Annotated in this window: 13 protein-coding genes, 1 tRNA gene and 1 pseudogene; 6 read left to right on the top strand and 9 right to left on the bottom strand. The window is 36.6% G+C overall.

The window, feature by feature from the left end; translation table 11 throughout:
* The first annotated feature begins 192 nt into the window (after nt 1-192).
* The gene (locus tag ABXT67_RS16120; RefSeq protein ID WP_415375053.1) at nt 193-1,725 is read left to right on the top strand and encodes a hypothetical protein; all 1,533 of its coding nucleotides are present in this window, start codon (nt 193-195) and stop codon (nt 1,723-1,725) included.
* Between the two features lie 226 nt (nt 1,726-1,951).
* Here the strand turns inward: ABXT67_RS16120 and ABXT67_RS16125 are convergent, their stop codons facing one another.
* On the bottom strand, nt 1,952-2,143 hold the full coding sequence (locus ABXT67_RS16125; RefSeq protein ID WP_415375054.1) for a cold-shock protein: 192 nt from the start codon (nt 2,141-2,143) through the stop codon (nt 1,952-1,954).
* Between the two features lie 269 nt (nt 2,144-2,412).
* A complete protein-coding gene (gene glyA / locus ABXT67_RS16130) occupies nt 2,413-3,687 on the bottom strand; it encodes a serine hydroxymethyltransferase (RefSeq protein WP_415377021.1) in 1,275 nt (424 codons plus the stop codon).
* 365 nt (nt 3,688-4,052) lie between these two features.
* Here glyA and fahA point away from each other — a divergent pair, with 365 nt between their 5' ends.
* Nucleotides 4,053-5,327, top strand: a complete 1,275-nt coding sequence (fahA, locus tag ABXT67_RS16135) for a fumarylacetoacetase (protein WP_415377022.1) — start codon at nt 4,053-4,055, stop codon at nt 5,325-5,327.
* A 56-nt stretch (nt 5,328-5,383) separates the two neighbouring features.
* On the opposite strand, the gene ABXT67_RS16140 is transcribed toward fahA, so the two are convergent.
* From ABXT67_RS16140 to hutI, 3 genes are read right to left on the bottom strand one after another with little or no spacing between them, the layout of a single operon-like run.
* Nucleotides 5,384-5,746 carry a hypothetical protein gene (locus ABXT67_RS16140; protein ID WP_415375055.1) on the bottom strand — a complete coding sequence of 121 codons (363 nt, stop codon included), beginning with the start codon at nt 5,744-5,746 and terminating at the stop codon, nt 5,384-5,386.
* A 10-nt stretch (nt 5,747-5,756) separates the two neighbouring features.
* On the bottom strand, nt 5,757-6,761 hold the full coding sequence (locus ABXT67_RS16145) for a formimidoylglutamase (RefSeq protein WP_415375056.1): 1,005 nt from the start codon (nt 6,759-6,761) through the stop codon (nt 5,757-5,759).
* The gene (gene hutI / locus ABXT67_RS16150) at nt 6,761-7,996 is read right to left on the bottom strand and encodes an imidazolonepropionase (protein WP_415375057.1); all 1,236 of its coding nucleotides are present in this window, start codon (nt 7,994-7,996) and stop codon (nt 6,761-6,763) included. Before hutI ends, ABXT67_RS16145 begins: the two co-directional genes overlap by 1 nt.
* Nucleotides 7,997-8,292: 296 nt before the next feature.
* On the opposite strand from hutI, the gene ABXT67_RS16155 reads away from it, so the two are divergent.
* Nucleotides 8,293-9,441 (top strand): trans-sulfuration enzyme family protein, encoded by a 1,149-nt coding sequence (locus ABXT67_RS16155; RefSeq protein ID WP_415375058.1) that lies wholly within the window; start codon nt 8,293-8,295, stop codon nt 9,439-9,441.
* A 55-nt stretch (nt 9,442-9,496) separates the two neighbouring features.
* Here the strand turns inward: ABXT67_RS16155 and ABXT67_RS16160 are convergent, their stop codons facing one another.
* Together ABXT67_RS16160 and ABXT67_RS16165 are read right to left on the bottom strand one after the other, a co-directional pair.
* On the bottom strand, nt 9,497-10,051 hold the full coding sequence (locus ABXT67_RS16160; RefSeq protein ID WP_415375059.1) for a hypothetical protein: 555 nt from the start codon (nt 10,049-10,051) through the stop codon (nt 9,497-9,499).
* Nucleotides 10,052-10,056: 5 nt separating this feature from the next.
* Nucleotides 10,057-10,128 (bottom strand): annotated as a pseudogene (locus tag ABXT67_RS16165) (hypothetical protein); the annotation flags it as partial.
* Nucleotides 10,129-10,260: 132 nt separating this feature from the next.
* On the opposite strand from ABXT67_RS16165, the gene bshB1 reads away from it, so the two are divergent.
* The gene (bshB1, locus tag ABXT67_RS16170; RefSeq protein ID WP_415375060.1) at nt 10,261-10,977 is read left to right on the top strand and encodes a bacillithiol biosynthesis deacetylase BshB1; all 717 of its coding nucleotides are present in this window, start codon (nt 10,261-10,263) and stop codon (nt 10,975-10,977) included.
* Between the two features lie 201 nt (nt 10,978-11,178).
* A tRNA-His gene (locus ABXT67_RS16175) sits at nt 11,179-11,254 on the top strand.
* A 91-nt stretch (nt 11,255-11,345) separates the two neighbouring features.
* On the opposite strand, the gene ABXT67_RS16180 is transcribed toward ABXT67_RS16175, so the two are convergent.
* Together ABXT67_RS16180 and ABXT67_RS16185 are read right to left on the bottom strand one after the other, a co-directional pair.
* On the bottom strand, nt 11,346-14,483 hold the full coding sequence (locus ABXT67_RS16180) for a VPS10 domain-containing protein (RefSeq protein WP_415375061.1): 3,138 nt from the start codon (nt 14,481-14,483) through the stop codon (nt 11,346-11,348).
* A gap of 157 nt (nt 14,484-14,640) precedes the next feature.
* Nucleotides 14,641-15,654, bottom strand: coding sequence for a M28 family metallopeptidase (locus tag ABXT67_RS16185; RefSeq protein ID WP_415375062.1), 1,014 nt, complete (start codon nt 15,652-15,654; stop codon nt 14,641-14,643).
* Between the two features lie 157 nt (nt 15,655-15,811).
* Here ABXT67_RS16185 and ABXT67_RS16190 point away from each other — a divergent pair, with 157 nt between their 5' ends.
* Entirely contained in the window at nt 15,812-17,191 is a 1,380-nt protein-coding gene (locus ABXT67_RS16190) for an MBL fold metallo-hydrolase (RefSeq protein WP_415375063.1), read from the top strand.
* The last annotated feature ends 12 nt before the right edge of the window (nt 17,192-17,203 follow it).

A 17,203-nucleotide genomic window follows, 5' to 3' on the forward strand; every position in this document is an offset into this window, starting at 1 on the left:
GGCTAAACGAGCAGCTCGAAAAAAAAATGAAGAATAAAAGTAGAAATTAAAAACTTGACTGCTGCAGGCCGGAACAAAATCGGAAAACTTTACCTTATAAATTTTTAAACCTCATAAACTTCTTTATCAAAACCTGCACAGAACAATAATACCTTCAATAAAAAGTTATATTTTTACCTAAAATTTTCTTGAATGAAGTATGTATATGGTTTGGTGCTTTTTTGCTCTATCGTTTTGTGGAGCTCGTGCCGTAACGATTTTGAAACGGTAGCAAACACGGGGAATCTAGAGTTTTCTAGAGACACCGTTTATTTAGACACTATTTTTACCAACATTGGTTCTAGCACGTATAACATCAAGGTTTATAATCGCAGTGATGATGATATCTTGATACCAACGATACAATTGGGCAAAGGTCAGTCTTCGCAATATCGGTTAAATGTAGACGGACTTCCTGGAAAAGTATTTAACGACGTTAATATTTTGGCCAAGGACAGTATTTTTGTTTTTGTCGAAACTACTTTAGATATTGATAATTTACCGGGTGGTGGACTAGAATTTCTTTATACCGACCAAATACAGTTTGATACAGGAGGTAATCAACAAAATATTGAGCTAGTTACGCTCGTTCAAGATGCCGTTTTCCTTTTTCCTGATAATTTAGGCAATGGTATGTTTGAAACCCTTACGCTAGGTTCGGGAGAAAATGCGATAGATATTTCTGGTTTTTTCTTAGATGATACTGAACTTAATTTCACCAATGAAAAACCATATGTAATTTATGGGTATGCAGCTATTCCCGGAAATAGAGAACTTGTTATAGATGCTGGAGCGCGTATTCATTTCCATAACCAAAGCGGTATTTTAGTTGCCGAAGGAGCAAGTATGAAAGTTAACGGAGCCCCCAGTTCAGATCCAGAGGCATTAGAAAACGAGGTCATTTTTGAAGGCGATCGTTTAGAACCAGAATTTGCAAACACTCCAGGACAGTGGGGTACCATTTGGTTCCCAAATGGTAGCACTGGTAATGAGTTTAAATACACAACCATTAGAAATTCACTCATTGGATTGCGTATAGCAAACAGTCAAGCGACCCTAGAAAATGTTCAGATTTACAACTCGGCCTTACGAGGTATTGATGCTATTACCGGAAACATTAATGGTGAGAATGTTGTCATTAACAATAGCGGCCAATCAAGTTTGAGTCTTCTGTTAGGGGGAAACTACACCTTTAATCAATGTACTTTTGTTAACTATTGGACGAATAGCTTTAGATCTTTTCCCACCCTACAAATGACGAATGTTTTTGATACAGGAACCACACTGTTCACCTCAAATTTACAAGCAAGTTTCAATAACTGTATTATCTACGGAAATGAAAATTTAGAATTAGGATTGTTAGCAGCCGAAGATTCATCTGTTGCATTTGATTTTAACTTCAGTAATTCTTTAATTAGATTCAACGACACGCAAAATAATTTTGAAGAGATTGCTATTTATGACTTTAATAATCCCGCATTATATACGAACACCGTTTTAAATATTGACCCAGCATTTTTTGACACCCGCGAAAACAATTTTAATATCGAGCAAAATGTTTCTGGCGCTGAAAATATTGGTGACCCTGCAATAAACGCAATAGTTCCAATAGATTTAAACGGAACAAATCGCGCAACACCTCCAGATGCAGGAGCTTATGAAAGCACAGTAGTTCCTGAAGGATAAACAAACTACTTTAAACCAAAAAACCAAAAGATATTAATCCCGATAACTGTTGGGACACAAAAAAAAACCCGATGGCTATCGGGACCAAAGTTTAAAAATCACGAAACTAACTTCAGGGTAATCTACATTGAAAAATGAAACAGGCTTTATTTTAGACAAAGTAAGCCCAAATAAAAAGCCCGTCCAATAAATTGGACGGGCTTTTATAAGTCTTAAAGTATATGAATTATAGTACTCTTACGTTTACTGCGTTCAAACCTTTGTTACCTTCTTTAAGATCAAACTCTACATCATCGCCTTCGCGAACTTCGTCAATCAATCCTGAGATGTGCACAAAATGGTCTTTTTCTACTCCTTCTTCAGTGATGAAACCAAAACCTTTAGTGTCGTTGAAGAATTTTACTGTTCCTTTATTCATTATAAAAAATTTAATTTATTAAAGCACAAAGATACATATAACGCATATCAAACAAACATAAATATAATCAATAAAAGGAAACCTCTATTTTTAAAGTTAAAGTATTCATTTTAAATAAGTTAGACTCCATTTAAAACAAAATAAAACCTTTCCAAATGTTAAATTATTAAATTTTATTCAATAAAACGGTCTTTTTTACGGAAATTATTGTTGAATTGACAACAATAATTTCCGTAAAAAAACCAAAACTAAAAATTTTGATTCAAAGATTACATTACAAACAGTTCTCTATCGCTCATCATCCTATGTACCTTCTCGCTAATGGCTTCTAATTTTGCATCATCTTCAAAGTTCATAATTGCTTCATCTATTAAATCCACAATCTGTTGCATGTCGCTTTGTTTAAGACCACGCGTTGTAATCGCTGCAGTTCCGATTCGTATTCCGCTGGTAACAAATGGTGACTTATCATCAAAAGGCACCATATTTTTATTTACAGTGATTTCGGCTTTACCTAGTGCTTCTTCAGCTTGTTTACCATTGATGCTTTTATTTCGAAGGTCGATTAGCATCATGTGATTATCAGTTCCACCACTTATTATTTTATATCCTTTGTCTACAAATCCTTGCGCCATTACCTCAGCATTCTTCTTTACCTGTATCATATAATGAAGAAAGTCGTCGGTCAATGCTTCCCCAAAGGCGATGGCTTTTGCCGCTATGATATGCTCTAAAGGACCTCCTTGATTTCCTGGGAAAATACCGCTGTCCAATAAGGAAGACATCATTCTTAATTTTCCGCTTTTTAGTTTTAAACCAAACGGATTCTCAAAATCTTTCCCCATTAATATCAATCCACCACGAGGGCCTCGCAATGTTTTATGTGTTGTCGTAGTCACTACGTGGCAATGAGGGATTGGATCGCTTAAAATTCCTTTAGCTATTAATCCAGCCGGATGCGCGATATCTGCCAAGAGTAAGGCGCCAACTTTATCTGCGATTTCCCTAAAACGTTTGTAATCTATCTCGCGTGAATAAGCAGATGCGCCCGCGATAATCATTTTTGGTTGCTCTTTGAGAGCAATCGCTTCAATTTTATCGTAGTCTAACATTCCTGTCGCTTCATCAACTCCATAAAAAACAGGACTGTAAATTCTACCAGAAAAATTCACAGGACTCCCGTGTGTTAGATGTCCACCGTGCGCTAAATCAAAACCCAAAAATTTATCACCTGGCTTTAAGCAAGCATGAAAGACCGCAGTATTTGCTTGAGAGCCACTGTGAGGCTGAACATTTGCATAGGCAGCACCAAAAAGAGTTTTTGCTCTATCAATGGCTATTTGCTCTACCTCATCCACAATTTCGCAACCACCATAGTAACGTTTTCCAGGATATCCTTCCGCATATTTATTTGTTAAAACAGAGCCAGCTGCGTCCATTACCTGTTGGCTTACAAAATTTTCTGAAGCGATTAACTCAAGGCCGTTAAGTTGGCGCTGGTGTTCTGCTTCAATCAGTTCAAATATTTGCTTGTCGCGATTCATAGTTTTCATTTTTTTTGATATATAGTATACTTTTTAGTTAAATTTAATTTTACCAGACACGAAATTTTCGATTTAAATTTCAGTTTTAAAAGGTTTCCCTTCCGAATTTCAAAAAAAAATAATCAGTTTAATTCTACGTTAAACATTTTTTAGCCGCTGAGGAAAGAAGCTTAATTTTTTTTATTTTATTTTCAATCTCGATTTCTAATACTTTTCAAATTTCCGATTTTGTTTTTCTAATTTACCCCCGTTTCCGTTAAGAAAATATTAAAAGTTTGAATCAGGATATCAAAAATAAGAAAAGCAATCCAATTCCAATTTCAAAAATTCTATATTTGATCTATAATTTACTAACAGAAAAATCTATGCCGCTAACTGCAAATAACCCAAGCCGAAGATCTTGGATTGATGTCCCTGAAAACAGTGACTTCCCCATTCAAAATATTCCTTTTGGAGTATTCCTAACGCGCGATGATATTATCACTATAGGAACCAGAATTGGCGATACCGCCATCGACCTTGGTGCACTGCATCAACTAGGTTATTTTAAAGGAATTGATCTTACAGACGATATTTTCCTGCAAGACAGCCTCAACGATTTTATCGCAGATGGTCGCAAGACCTGGCGATTGGTTCGTAACCGAGTTAGTGATATTTTCTTAAAAGGAAATCACGAATTACAAACCAACCGTGCACACGCTAAAAAAGTGCTTTTTGCGCTTGATGAAATCGAAATGCAACTCCCAATAGATGTGGGTGATTATACAGATTTTTATGCTAGTAAAGAACACGCTACGAATGTAGGCTCATTGTTTCGTGACCCAGAAAATGCATTATTGCCTAATTGGCTTCACATTCCTATAGGTTACCACGGGAGAAGTTCTTCTATAATTCCCTCGGGAACACCTGTGCGTCGTCCTATGGGACAGATGAAACCAGGAGATGATGGCAAACCAGGATTTGGTCCTTCTAAATTGTTGGATTTTGAATTGGAAATGGCATTTATTACAACAGCTGCAAATGATTTAGGAAAGAGAGTACCTATAGGAGAAGCTGAAGATCATATTTTTGGACTTGTACAATTTAACGATTGGAGTGCTCGTGATATTCAAGCTTGGGAATATGTTCCATTAGGACCATTTTTAGGGAAGAGCTTTGCCTCTACCATTTCACCTTGGATTGTAACACTGGATGCCTTAGAGCCTTTTAGAACTGAAGGTCCGAAACAAGAGCCTGCACCACTGCCTTATTTGGAACAACATGGCGCTATGAATTTTGATATTAAACTTACTGCAATGATTCAGCCAGAAGACGGCGAAGATACAGTGGTAGCAGAATCTAACTTTAAATACATGTACTGGTCTATGGCACAACAACTCACGCACCATACGGTGAATGGCTGTAACGTGCGCAGTGGCGATATGATGGGTAGCGGAACGATTTCTGGCCCTACAAAAGACAGCTACGGTTCTATGTTAGAACTCACTTGGAAAGGTCAGAACCCCTTAAAACTGAAAGACGGCACTGAGCGCAAATTCATTAACGACGGTGATACTGTGAAAATGAGAGCTCATTGCGAAAAAGATGGCTTACGAATAGGTTTTGGAGATTGCGATGGTAAAGTATTGCCCGCGAATTAAGTCGAAATCTGATTGCGATATATTAAAAGAGCCCATTTTTTGGGCTCTTTTTTTGTTTAAAATGAAACATCTAAAAAATCTCTTTTTGATTCCAATTCAATCTTCTTTAAAAGATCAATCATCTTTTTATCAACACTTATTGGCATTCGATACTTCCAAACACCGCCATTTTTCTTTATAAGTTTTAGATATCTATATCTTTTATATTGCAAATAAGTTGGATTATTGAATGACGAAACTGCCATTAATAATCTAGTCCACCAATTATTATTTGGATCATAAAATTTGAGTTTTTCTACTTCATCAAAATTGAATTTCCTAAACACAGCATTGTCTTTTCCTCTAATTTCGAAGGAGTGTTCAAATAGTAAAATTAAAGGGTAGCCTTTTCTTTTGTAAGAATCGATTGGTTCTAACAATACTTATATATCATCCATTAATAACGTCCAACACAAAATACCCCAAAGTCTTCCCTACTTGGTTTGGAAACAGCTCAAAATTAGGGGCTGCCTCACACAAGTGGATGTATTTACAATTTTTAAATACGGAAAAATACCGCACAAATTCTCTACATTCATCTACCGATGCTCCCGAAGGCGACATCGCACTGCTTCCCATCATGGCAATGGCGTCCAAATCTATTTCTAAACCAAAAGAGTCTTTGGTGATAAAATCTTCTGCGCGATCTAATTCTTTTTGACGCTGCGAATTCCCGAAGAGATTGGTATTTTTAAAAAAACTGTATTGTACCGTTTCTTTGTTATCATTCAGGTTGTCTAATTGATTTTGAGAAGCAAAGGCAGCCTGCAAACCGAAAATAAAATAGTTGCCTAAATACTCTTCTTCCTTAGCATAGCTGAAACCGTTCCCGCTATGTCTATGTTCCAAAGGCCTAAAATCACTGTGCACGTCAAAGTTTAAACAATTAATAGGTTTTCCTAAAGCTCTAGAAGTTCCTTTTAAATTACCATAGCTGTTATTGTGTCCTCCACCTATAATAATGGGGGTTTTTCCGGCGGAAACAATGGTCTCGATAACCTCGCTCACTTTTACATCGATTCGAGTTACTAGTTTTCCTAATGATTCGAGAATTTCTGAAGATGTACCTTGCATTTTTGCCGCAGCCTCCATTTCTAGTCTGCAATCTATTTCGCCTAAAATAAGTAAGTCGTGCGCCTTAGTGCGTTCGCTTTGTTGCATATTGCATAAAGAATGTAAACAAGCATTCCAAGCTCCCGCTGCTCCTGCCCTACCATAATTTGCACGAACTCCAACATCCTCCGGAATACCTACAAGGACGTATTTTTGCGGAATATCTTTCAGTTCTTCTCCAGCTTTTAATAAACTAACAGCTTCACCAAACTTCAATTCCATCACACGTGGATTTGTGAATTTTTGAAGATCTTCTTTTGTATAACGTTTTAAGTGTGTCATTATAGAATTTTTCCGTTGCAAATAACCGTATCAATGCAATTACTTCCGAAGGAATAAGGCAAATATCCATACGATGGAATCTTTTTGGTAATTATCAAATTAGCCACTTTCCCTTTGGTAATGCTTCCGTGAGTTTCGCTAATTCCCATTGCATAAGCGCCATTAATTGTTGCTGCGTTGATGGCTTCTTCTGGTGTTAATTTCATTTTGATACAAGCAGCTGCCACTACAAAATTCATATTCCCGCTAGGGGTTGAACCTGGGTTATAATCGGTTGCCAAGGCTAACGGTAAACCAGCATCTATAAGTTGTCTCCCCGGTGTATACGGTATGGAAAGAAAAAATGAGCAAGCTGGTAATGCTACTGGCATCGTTTCGCTGCCTTGCAATACTTTGATATCTTCATCTGTAACCACTTCTAAATGATCGACGCTTAAAGCATTGTGTTTTACTCCTGCGGCCACACCGCCAATAGCGTTAAATTGATTGACGTGTATCTTAGGAATAAGGCCGTATCTTTTAGCTTCGGTTAATAAACGCTCTGTATCTTCCACTGTAAAATAGCCTTCTTCACAAAATATATCGACATAGTCTGCTAGCTTTGCTTCGGCAATTTTGGGGAGCATTTCGTTGCAAACAAGATCCATATAGCCGTCTTTATTCCCTTTATATTCCGCAGGAACCGCGTGCGCTCCTAAAAAGGTAGTTTTGATGGTAATGGGATATGCTTCGGCTAATTGTTTCGCTACTCGGAGCATTTTTATTTCGGCATCCGTAGTTAAGCCATAGCCACTTTTTATTTCGATAGCACCCGTACCTAATTTCATTACTTCAACAAGTCTTTTCTCTGCCTGCTGAAAAAGAGACGCTGCAGATGTTGCTTGTAATTTCTTAGCACTATTTACAATTCCGCCACCACTTTCAGCAATCTCTTGATAGGTTTTCCCATTGATGCGGTCTACAAATTCTTGCTCTCTATTACCGGCATATACCAGATGGGTATGACTATCGCACCAAGAGGGCAATACCGTTTTACCAGTACAATCTACCGTTTTAAAACCTTTAAAAACAGGTAAAGAATCCATCGTTCCATAGTCATTTATCATTCCATTTTTTACTAGAAGCCATGCCTCTCTTAAAAGCGGAAGTTCCTTCATAGCAGCACCACTCACTTTTAAGGATGCATCTTCACGAACTTGTAACAGCTCTTTTATATTTATTAGCAGTAATTTCATGGGTATCTAATATTTGATAAATTAAGAGGATGTTACGACTGAAAAGTTGTTCTAAAAAGTTCGAAATTTAATAAGTATTTCATCTGCTAAATATAGCAAACCTAACTAGGATTTAATACCTTAGGGCTTTGAATTTTTGGATGAATACGCAATAAAAAAACGCTCTAATACCCCTCTAAATTTCTACTTAAATGGAGACTTTTAGCGCCTTTCCTTTAAAGGAAAGGCTGGGATAGGATGTTTGCTAAATTTACATTTAAAAACAAAGGTATTCTGCAAAAGAAAATAAAAAATCTATGAAAGAAAAAAAACTAGGCCTAAATACCATTTGCACCCACGTGGGCGAAGTGGAAGACACACAATTTCAAGGAGCTGTTTCACCATTGTTTATGTCCAGTTCCTATCAATATGAAGATGTGGACGTAAAACGATATCCTCGATATTTTAATACCCCAAACCAAGAGGCACTTGGAAAGAAAATAGCAGCGCTAGAAAAAAGTGAGGCAGGAATGATTTTTAGTAGCGGAATGGCCGCTGTAAGCCATTGTATGCTTGGGTTTTTACATAAAGGAGATCACATCGTATTGCCACAAACCTTGTATGGTGGTACCTATAATTTTGTGGTGGAAGAATTTGGGAAATTCGGCATTGAATACACCTTTGCTACTGGTTTTTCTGAAACCGATTTTAGCAATGCCATTCAACCAAACACCAAAGTAATTTGGGTGGAAACACCAAGCAATCCATTAATGAAAATAACCGATCTTGAAATGATTGCGCGGCTTGCAAAAAAGCACGGCTTGATCTCTATGATTGATAATACGTTTGCCTCGCCAGTAAATCAAACTCCGGCTGATTTTGGCATTGACATTATCATACACAGCGCAACCAAATATATGGGTGGACACAGTGATATTTGTGCAGGAGCAGTGGCAGCTTCAAAAGAATATATGGATGTGATTTGGAATGTCTCAAAAAACCTTGGAGGTAGTTTGAGTGATTATACCGTTTGGCTTTTAGAACGAAGCATCAAAACCATGGCGCTACGCGTTAAAGCTCAGAATAAAAATGCAAAGAAGTTGGCAAAATACCTTGATAAACACGAAGCCGTTGATACAGTATATTATCCAGGTTTAAAAAGTCATCCCGATTACGCACTTGCAAAAAAGCAAATGAGCGGTTATACAGGAATGCTATCTTTTGAATTAAAAGCAGGACTAAACCCTTCAACATTTATGAAATCGTTAAAACTTATCAAGCAATCTATGAGCCTTGCCGGCGTTGAAAGCACCATCCTCTCTCCTACGCATACTTCACACGCTTTACTTAGTCCAGAAGCAAGAAAAGAACAAGGCATTGCAGATGGATTGTTACGATTCTCCGTTGGGATTGAAGAAACGGAAGATTTGATTGCAGATTTCGAACGTGGGTTTAAAGGAGCGTAAAAAAAACAGTATTAAAAAAAATAATACTGTTTTTATAAAGGCAAACTTTAAAACACTATTTAAGTACTTTTACATAAAATTCATCATATACTAGTCCATCTACTTCATAAAATATTTTATCAATTTCTTCACCGTTTAAATCTACTGTAAAATCTACTGTAAATGGTTGATTTGTTTGTACAACATTAATACGCAATGTGTCTACGGTATTATTTACTTGTTTAATTAAGTAATATAATTCTTTTTCTATGGTTTCACTTTCTAAAGGGGATTCTTCTAGTGATCGATAAAACTCTAAATTAGTACAATCTCCAAAACAAGTAGTATTTTCTGAGCATTTAACTCCATAAACTGTTTCTGGATAGAGTTCAGAAAGTCCTTCGCTAATTCCTAATTTTCCCCAACTAATGGGATTTTCAAGTTGCCCATTTTCTAATTTTACTAATTTGTTTGAAATTTCTGCAACATCGTTTGGTATACTATTATCAAGGGATGCTGGTGAAAATGCTATAAAAAATATAGAGCCGAGTTCTCCAACCGTTTGACTATCATCTTCATTTGAGTAACTTAATAAGCTAACTAAAATTGATATGTAAATTAAATTTTTCATGATTTTTATTTTATAATTAATTGCTTTGTTTTTATTAAATTATCTACGTTTATGGTCACGAAATAAATTCCTGTTGTAAGAAGTGCGTTGTAAGTTTTTCATAAATTATTTTTTTTGTTTATAATTAAAAATAATATTTCTTAATTTCACCTGCATTAAAACCTTCTTAACGTTTGTTTTTGAAACGTTAAAAATAATAATTACTCTACATGAAACTAGATATATTAGCAATTGGCGCACACCCTGACGACGTAGAAATGAGTAGTGGCGCTACTTTGGCAAAAGAAATAGCAGCAGGAAAAAAAGTAGGTATCCTAGATTTAACCCGTGGCGAATTAGGTACTCGTGGCAGTGCTGAAATTAGAGATAAAGAAGCTGCCGATGCCGGGAAAATATTGGGGGTACATATGCGCCACAACCTAGGATTTGCCGATGGTTTTTTTGTAAACAATGCTGCTTCTCAACTAGAAATCATTAAAATAATTCGCAAATACCGCCCTGAGGTTGTATTGTGTAATGCGTTTGACGACAGGCATATTGATCATCCCAAAGGAAGTAATTTAGCAAGTGATGCCTGTTTTCTGAGTGGTCTCCGAAAAATTGAAACCATTCACGAGGGGAATCACCAACATCAATGGCGTCCAAAGCACGTATACCATTATATACAATGGAAAGATTTAGAACCGGATTTCGTCGTAGACGTTTCAGGGTTTATGGAACAGAAAATGGAAGCTGTTTTTGCTTATAAAAGTCAGTTTTTTGATGCTAGTAGCGAAGAACCAATGACCCCTATTTCTTCTAAAAATGCGACTGATAGTATTGCCTATCGCAATTACAATCTAGGTAGGTTAATAGGTACTGAAGCAGGAGAAGGTTTTACCGTAGAACGTTATCCTGTTGTTTCTTCACTTTTTGATTTAAAATAATTTATTGATTTAATAAGCCCTTGTCACACTCAGCCTGTCGAAGTGTTCTAGATTATCCTTCGACAAGCTCAGGATGACAAATAAGACGTTAAAAAAATGCATTTTCTTATTGCGCGACGGTGCTAATTAAATTATATTTGCATCCGCTGATGTATTCATTGCAAAAGCGATATTGCTAACTCTGTAAAAAGAGCGCTACATGGTGGTTGTAGCTCAGTTGGTTAGAGCGCTGGTTTGTGGTACCAGAGGTCGCCGGTTCGAACCCGGTCTTCCACCCTTAAAGAGTCTTCATTTATTTGAAGACTCTTTTTTCGTTTATACCGTTTTGGAAAGAATATAAACTATGAGAGTAAACGCTACTTAAGAAACTAAAGTTTAATTGCCCCAAGACCAGCCTCCCAAAGTCTTTTGTTATAGGCTGGTATTTTAATATTTATTAAGGAATTGACTGTTTCCTGCAAAATTAGCCATTGCGCGTCCAATTCTTTTTTTCTTAACTTGTTGGATTTGTTTACTCGCGGTAAACTACTATTGGTTTGATTCATTAAAAATAAATATTCTGCTGTGAATTTGTTGACAAAGTTTTCTACATCATCATAAGCTTGCGATCTTCTTTGTACCATTTTTTCATCCCAGCCTTTTAATTCTTTAATAAGTTTTTCCCCTTGAGAAATCAACGGTTGATCTTGATTATTTTTCTTTAATTTTTTGATAATTTCATCAAGTTCATCTTGGACACTTTTTAGCATATTTACCTTGTTATGCATTTCAGCAGCATTTTTTTCAACTTCGGTCATAAATGAATCAAACTCTTTATAATCTGCATTAGTAATCTCTAACTTTTTATTGGGCGCTATAATTCCCTTGGCAGTACTTATTTCATCATTTACAGAAATAGTGTATGTATACGTACCAGGAATAACCCTGTGACCGTTAAACCCTGCTTCGATATAAACATTTGGAACTCCCGGAACTATCTTGTGCGTCATGTCCCAATGGAATCTATTCAATCCTTTCTTTTTAGAAAGTGTTGGCTTGGGAGGGGCTCCTCCGCCATTATGCGAGATATAATTTTCGTCTTTAATCGAAGTGAACTCGCGTATTAATCTACCGTTGCTATCTTCAATTTTTAATCTAATTTCAGACTCTTTCTCAATATTTGGTACATAATAATAAAGTTCAACTCCGTTGGCTGGATTCACACCAACAAAATCTTGTGTGCCATCAAAGTCCTCACTATTACCATTAAATGGACTTCCCCAAGATCCATTATTAGTAGTTTCTGGCGCATACAGTTTTAAATTTTTCTGGTTTTGCTGATACTGAGATAAGAGTCCTAAGTTATCCAATATCCAAAAAGACCTTCCAGAAGTTGCAACTACTAAATCATTGTCTTTGATTTTTAAATCAGTTATTGGAGTATTGGGTAGGTTTAAATTAAAAGACTCCCAGTTTTTCCCGTCATTATAAGAAATATAGATGCCTTTTTCCGTACCCGCATAAAGCAATCCTTTTTGGTTTTCATCTTCTCTAACAACTCTAGTGTAAGACCCGTTTGGTATCCCGTTTGAAATAGCCATCCAACTTTTTCCGTAGTTTGTGCTTTTATAAAGCGCTGGGGTGTAATCTCCTAATTTATATTTAGTGGTCGCTATGTATACGGTTGCTGGGTAATGCGGAGAGATTTCAATAGCATTAACTAAGGTCTCTCCTAGATTTTTAGGAGTGATATTTTGCCAAGTAGCTCCATTGTCTTTTGTAATATGAACAAAGCCATCATCGCTTCCTGTATAGAAAACACCTTTTTCATACTCAGATTCTACTAAATAGCTTATCGTTCCATAACTTTCGGCACCAACGGCTTCGTTGGTATATGGCCCCCCTCCATTGCCTTGTTTTTCATCAATATCCCTAGTTAAATCTGGGGAAAAAACCGTCCATGTCCTCCCTAAATCTGTAGATTTCAAAACCAATTGAGCCGCGTGAAAAATAGTTTGAGGCTCGTGTTTTGACCATACAATAGGTGCGTTCCAGTTGTATAAATATTTCATATTTCGAGCTTCACGTCCTAAATATTGTTCTGGAGAAGCCATAATTTGTGTACTGCTCTTGTTGTCCATATTCAATACTTCTATGGTACCCAAATAGCTTCCACCTACTACTAATTTTGGATCATTCTTGTCGAAAGCTAAAAAGGCACTTTCACCTCCCGCAGCATATCCCCAATCGCGCAATGATATGTTACTGCTGCCTTCGCTAACACTTTTTATCTTAACAGAAGTATTATCCTGTTGCCCACCATAAATATTATAAGGTTCGAGATCATCTGTATTTATACGATAAAATTGTGCGGTAGGCATAATGTCTTGAGAAGACCAGGATTTTCCTTTATTATAGGAAATGGCTGCTCCACCGTCATTTGCAATTACCATATTATTTGAGTTATTAGGATGAATCCATAAATCATGGAAATCTCCATGAGTTCCTGTAATTCGGCCCCAAGATTTTCCACCATCTTTAGAACGAAATGCTTTTGCGCTTAAAACATACACCGTGTCTTCATCATTAGGATCTATAAAAAGTTCTATATAGTACCAAGCCCTTTGGGTTAAACGGTTATCGCCGCTAACTTGATCCCAACTTTTCCCTGCATTATTTGAAACATACAAGCCGCTTTGGTCTGTGTAGGTATCACTTTCTATAAGCGCATATACTTTGTCACTATTACTTTGAGACACGGCGATGGCCATTTTTCCCATTTCCTTTGGCAGCCCTTTTTCCATCCTATTCCATGTTTCGCCAGCATCAATAGATTTATATAGACCGCTCCCTACTCCACCACTAATTATTTTCCAAGGAGCACGTTGATGTTCCCACATGGCTGCATATAATACTTGCGGATTCTTAACATCCATAGAAAGCTCTGCGGCTCCTGTGAGGTTATTTACAAAAAGAGTTTTTTTCCAACTTTTACCGCCATCTATAGATTTATAGACGCCTCGCTCACTCGTTGCGGAAGTATATTTTCCTTGAGCAGCCACATAAATAATATCTGGATTGGTAGGGTGGATTATAATTCTTGAAATCTGTTCGGTTTCTTTTAATCCGGTGTGTTGCCAGGTTTTTCCTGCATCAGTAGATTTGTATACGCCATCGCCATATGTGGACATAACACCTCTAATGGCGTGTTCTCCCATGCCACAATACACAATATTTGAGTTTGATTGTGATACTGCCACAGCACCCACAGATCCTGTTTCAAAAAAACCATCACTTATATTTGACCAGTGCGCTCCTGCGTCTTCAGTCTTCCATAAGCCTCCACCAGTAGTTCCCATATAATAGGTGAGCGGATCATCGACAACTCCCATTGCAGCAACAGAACGCCCTCCTCTAAAAGGACCAATATTTCTATATTTTAACGGACTAAAATATTCGTTTAAGTCTTGAGAAAAAACAGAAAATGTTCCGAAAAACAGCATCCAAATTGCAAGATTAATTTTCATGATTTTATAATTGATATTATGACTTCTAAAATTAGTCAAAAAATTCAATTTATAAATGAACTTATTACAAGTTACAAATCAATCAAATTTCAGCATAAAAAAAACCTTACAAAGTATTAGTTTACAAGGGGTTATTTTTTAAAAATATTTTTTTTACTTACAATTTATCTGCAACAATTCTACCATCTCTATTAGCGATTTCCCATGTTGTGTGGAAAATTAGTTTGGTTCTCTTTGTCATTAAATCGTATTCGATCTTATCTGGCGTATCTGATATTTTATGATAATCTGCATGTGTTCCATTAAAATAGAATATGACAGGGATATTGTTTTTTGCAAAATTATAATGATCACTGCGGTAATAAAAACGGTTAGGATCATTTTCATGGTTAAAAGTATAATCCAATTCTAAATCTGAGTGCTTTTTCGCAACCTCCTCAGATACATCATGCAATTCCTGACTTAGCTTATCGCTTCCAATTAAGTACACATAATCAGGTGTGTCCTCTTTATTTGGGTCGATACGTCCAATCATATCAATATTTAAATTAGTTACCGTATTTGCCAATGGGAATAATGGATTCTCTGTATAGTACCTTGAACCGTACAACCCTATTTCTTCTCCTGTAACATGTAAAAATAAAATAGACCGTCTTGGTCCTTTTCCTTCTTTAACTGCTTTTTGAAAAGCTTCAGCCATTTCTAACATTGCCACAGTACCACTACCATCGTCATCTGCTCCATTAAACACATTGCCTTCATCATCAACACCAACGTGATCTAGGTGTGCAGAAATCACAATGATTTCTTCAGGAAACTCGCTTCCTTCAATAAAAGCTACCACGTTTTCAGAATCTGCTGGTTCCTTTTGACTGTCAAAATAACTTGCCGGAATCTCTTGGAAATAATCACTTCCTCCTAATGGAGAAGGAATTCCTTGCTTTACGTAAAAATCTTTTATGTAATTAACTGCCATTTTTTGACCTTCACTTCCTGTCATTCTGCCTCGCATTTCATCTCCTGCATAGATGTAGAGCATTTCTTTTAGTTCTGCAGATGTAATTGTTTCAGCATACGTTTCAGCCGTTCCTTCCTTTGCATTCGTTGTTTTTTTAGAGGAGCTACAAGAAGATATAACTGCAAAAATCATTGATAGTAAAATATATTTCATTAGTCTGGATATAAAATTTCGTTTTGCAAAATATTCAATTTTCTGATGGTATACTAATGCCTTCAAAATCTTATCAAAAATTTAAGAAAAACGATTCCCAATATGTTAAATCACAAACACCACAATTAGTATCTTTACTATCTCAAAAACATAAGCTATGCATATTGAACAGTTATATACCGGATGTCTCTCACAAGGTGCATATTATATTGAAAGTGACGGCGAAGTTGCAGTAATTGATCCTTTACGAGAAACAAAGCCCTATTTAGAAAGAGCAGAAAGAGACAACGCTACTATCAAGTATGTCTTTGAAACTCATTTTCATGCAGATTTTGTGAGTGGCCACGTCTCTTTATCTGAAGCCACAGGAGCACCCATTATTTATGGACCTACGGCAAACCCAACTTTTGATGCTTACATAGCAAAAGATAATGAAGAATTTAAAGTTGGGAAACTTACTATAAAAGCACTTCATACTCCAGGACATACCTTGGAAAGCACTACCTATTTGCTAAAAGATGAAAACGGAAAAGATCACGCTATTTTTACGGGAGACACGCTTTTTCTTGGAGATGTAGGAAGACCAGATCTTGCCCAAAAATCAAACGAAATAACACAAGAGGATTTAGCAGGGATGTTGTTTGATAGTCTCCGTAATAAAATTATGCCTCTTAATGGCGATGTGATTGTATATCCTGCCCATGGTGCCGGTTCTGCCTGCGGAAAAAACATGATGAAGGAAACAATTGATACTCTCGGAAACCAAAAAAAGATAAATTATGCATTGCGAAAAGATATGACCAAGGCCGAATTTATTCAAGAGGTAACTGAAGGGCTTATGCCTCCACCGGCTTATTTCCCGCTGAATGTAAAAATGAATAAAGAAGGATATGATAGCTTAGCTTCTTTAATTGAAAAAGCTTCCTTGGTGACTCCACAAAAATTTGAAGAAATTGCAAATTCAACAGGCGCCATAGTACTGGATGTTCGTGCCCAACAAGATTTTTTTGAAGGACATGTTCCTTGTTCTATTTTTATTGGTATCGACGGCGGGTTTGCCCCTTGGGTTGGTGCACTTGTAAAAGACACAAAACAACCATTACTTATAGTAGCTCCAGAAGGAAGAGAAGAAGAAACAATTACTCGTTTATCTCGTGTAGGCTTTGATAATGTCCTCGCATTTTTAGATGGCGGAATGGAAGCTTGGAAAACATCGGGTAGAGAAATTGATACGATGCATTCTGTTTCAGCTGAAACATTAAAAACCGAATTAAAAAACGCATCTCCCGTTTTTGATGTTCGAAAAGATAGTGAATTTGAAAATGAGCACATTCCTTCTGCCACCCATACTTCTTTGGAATTTATTAATCAATATTTAAACGAGTTTCCGTCAGACAAGCCTTTTTATATTCATTGTGCCGGAGGGTATCGCAGTGTCATTGCGAACTCCATTTTAAAAAGCCGTGGAATTCATAATGGAATTGATGTCGCAGGTGGTTTTAAAGCTATTAAGGAAGCTGGGATTGCTGTAGAATAGATTACTACAAAA

The organism is Patiriisocius sp. Uisw_017 (genome assembly GCF_047731265.1).
Classification (GTDB): Bacteria; Bacteroidota; Bacteroidia; order Flavobacteriales; family Flavobacteriaceae; genus Patiriisocius.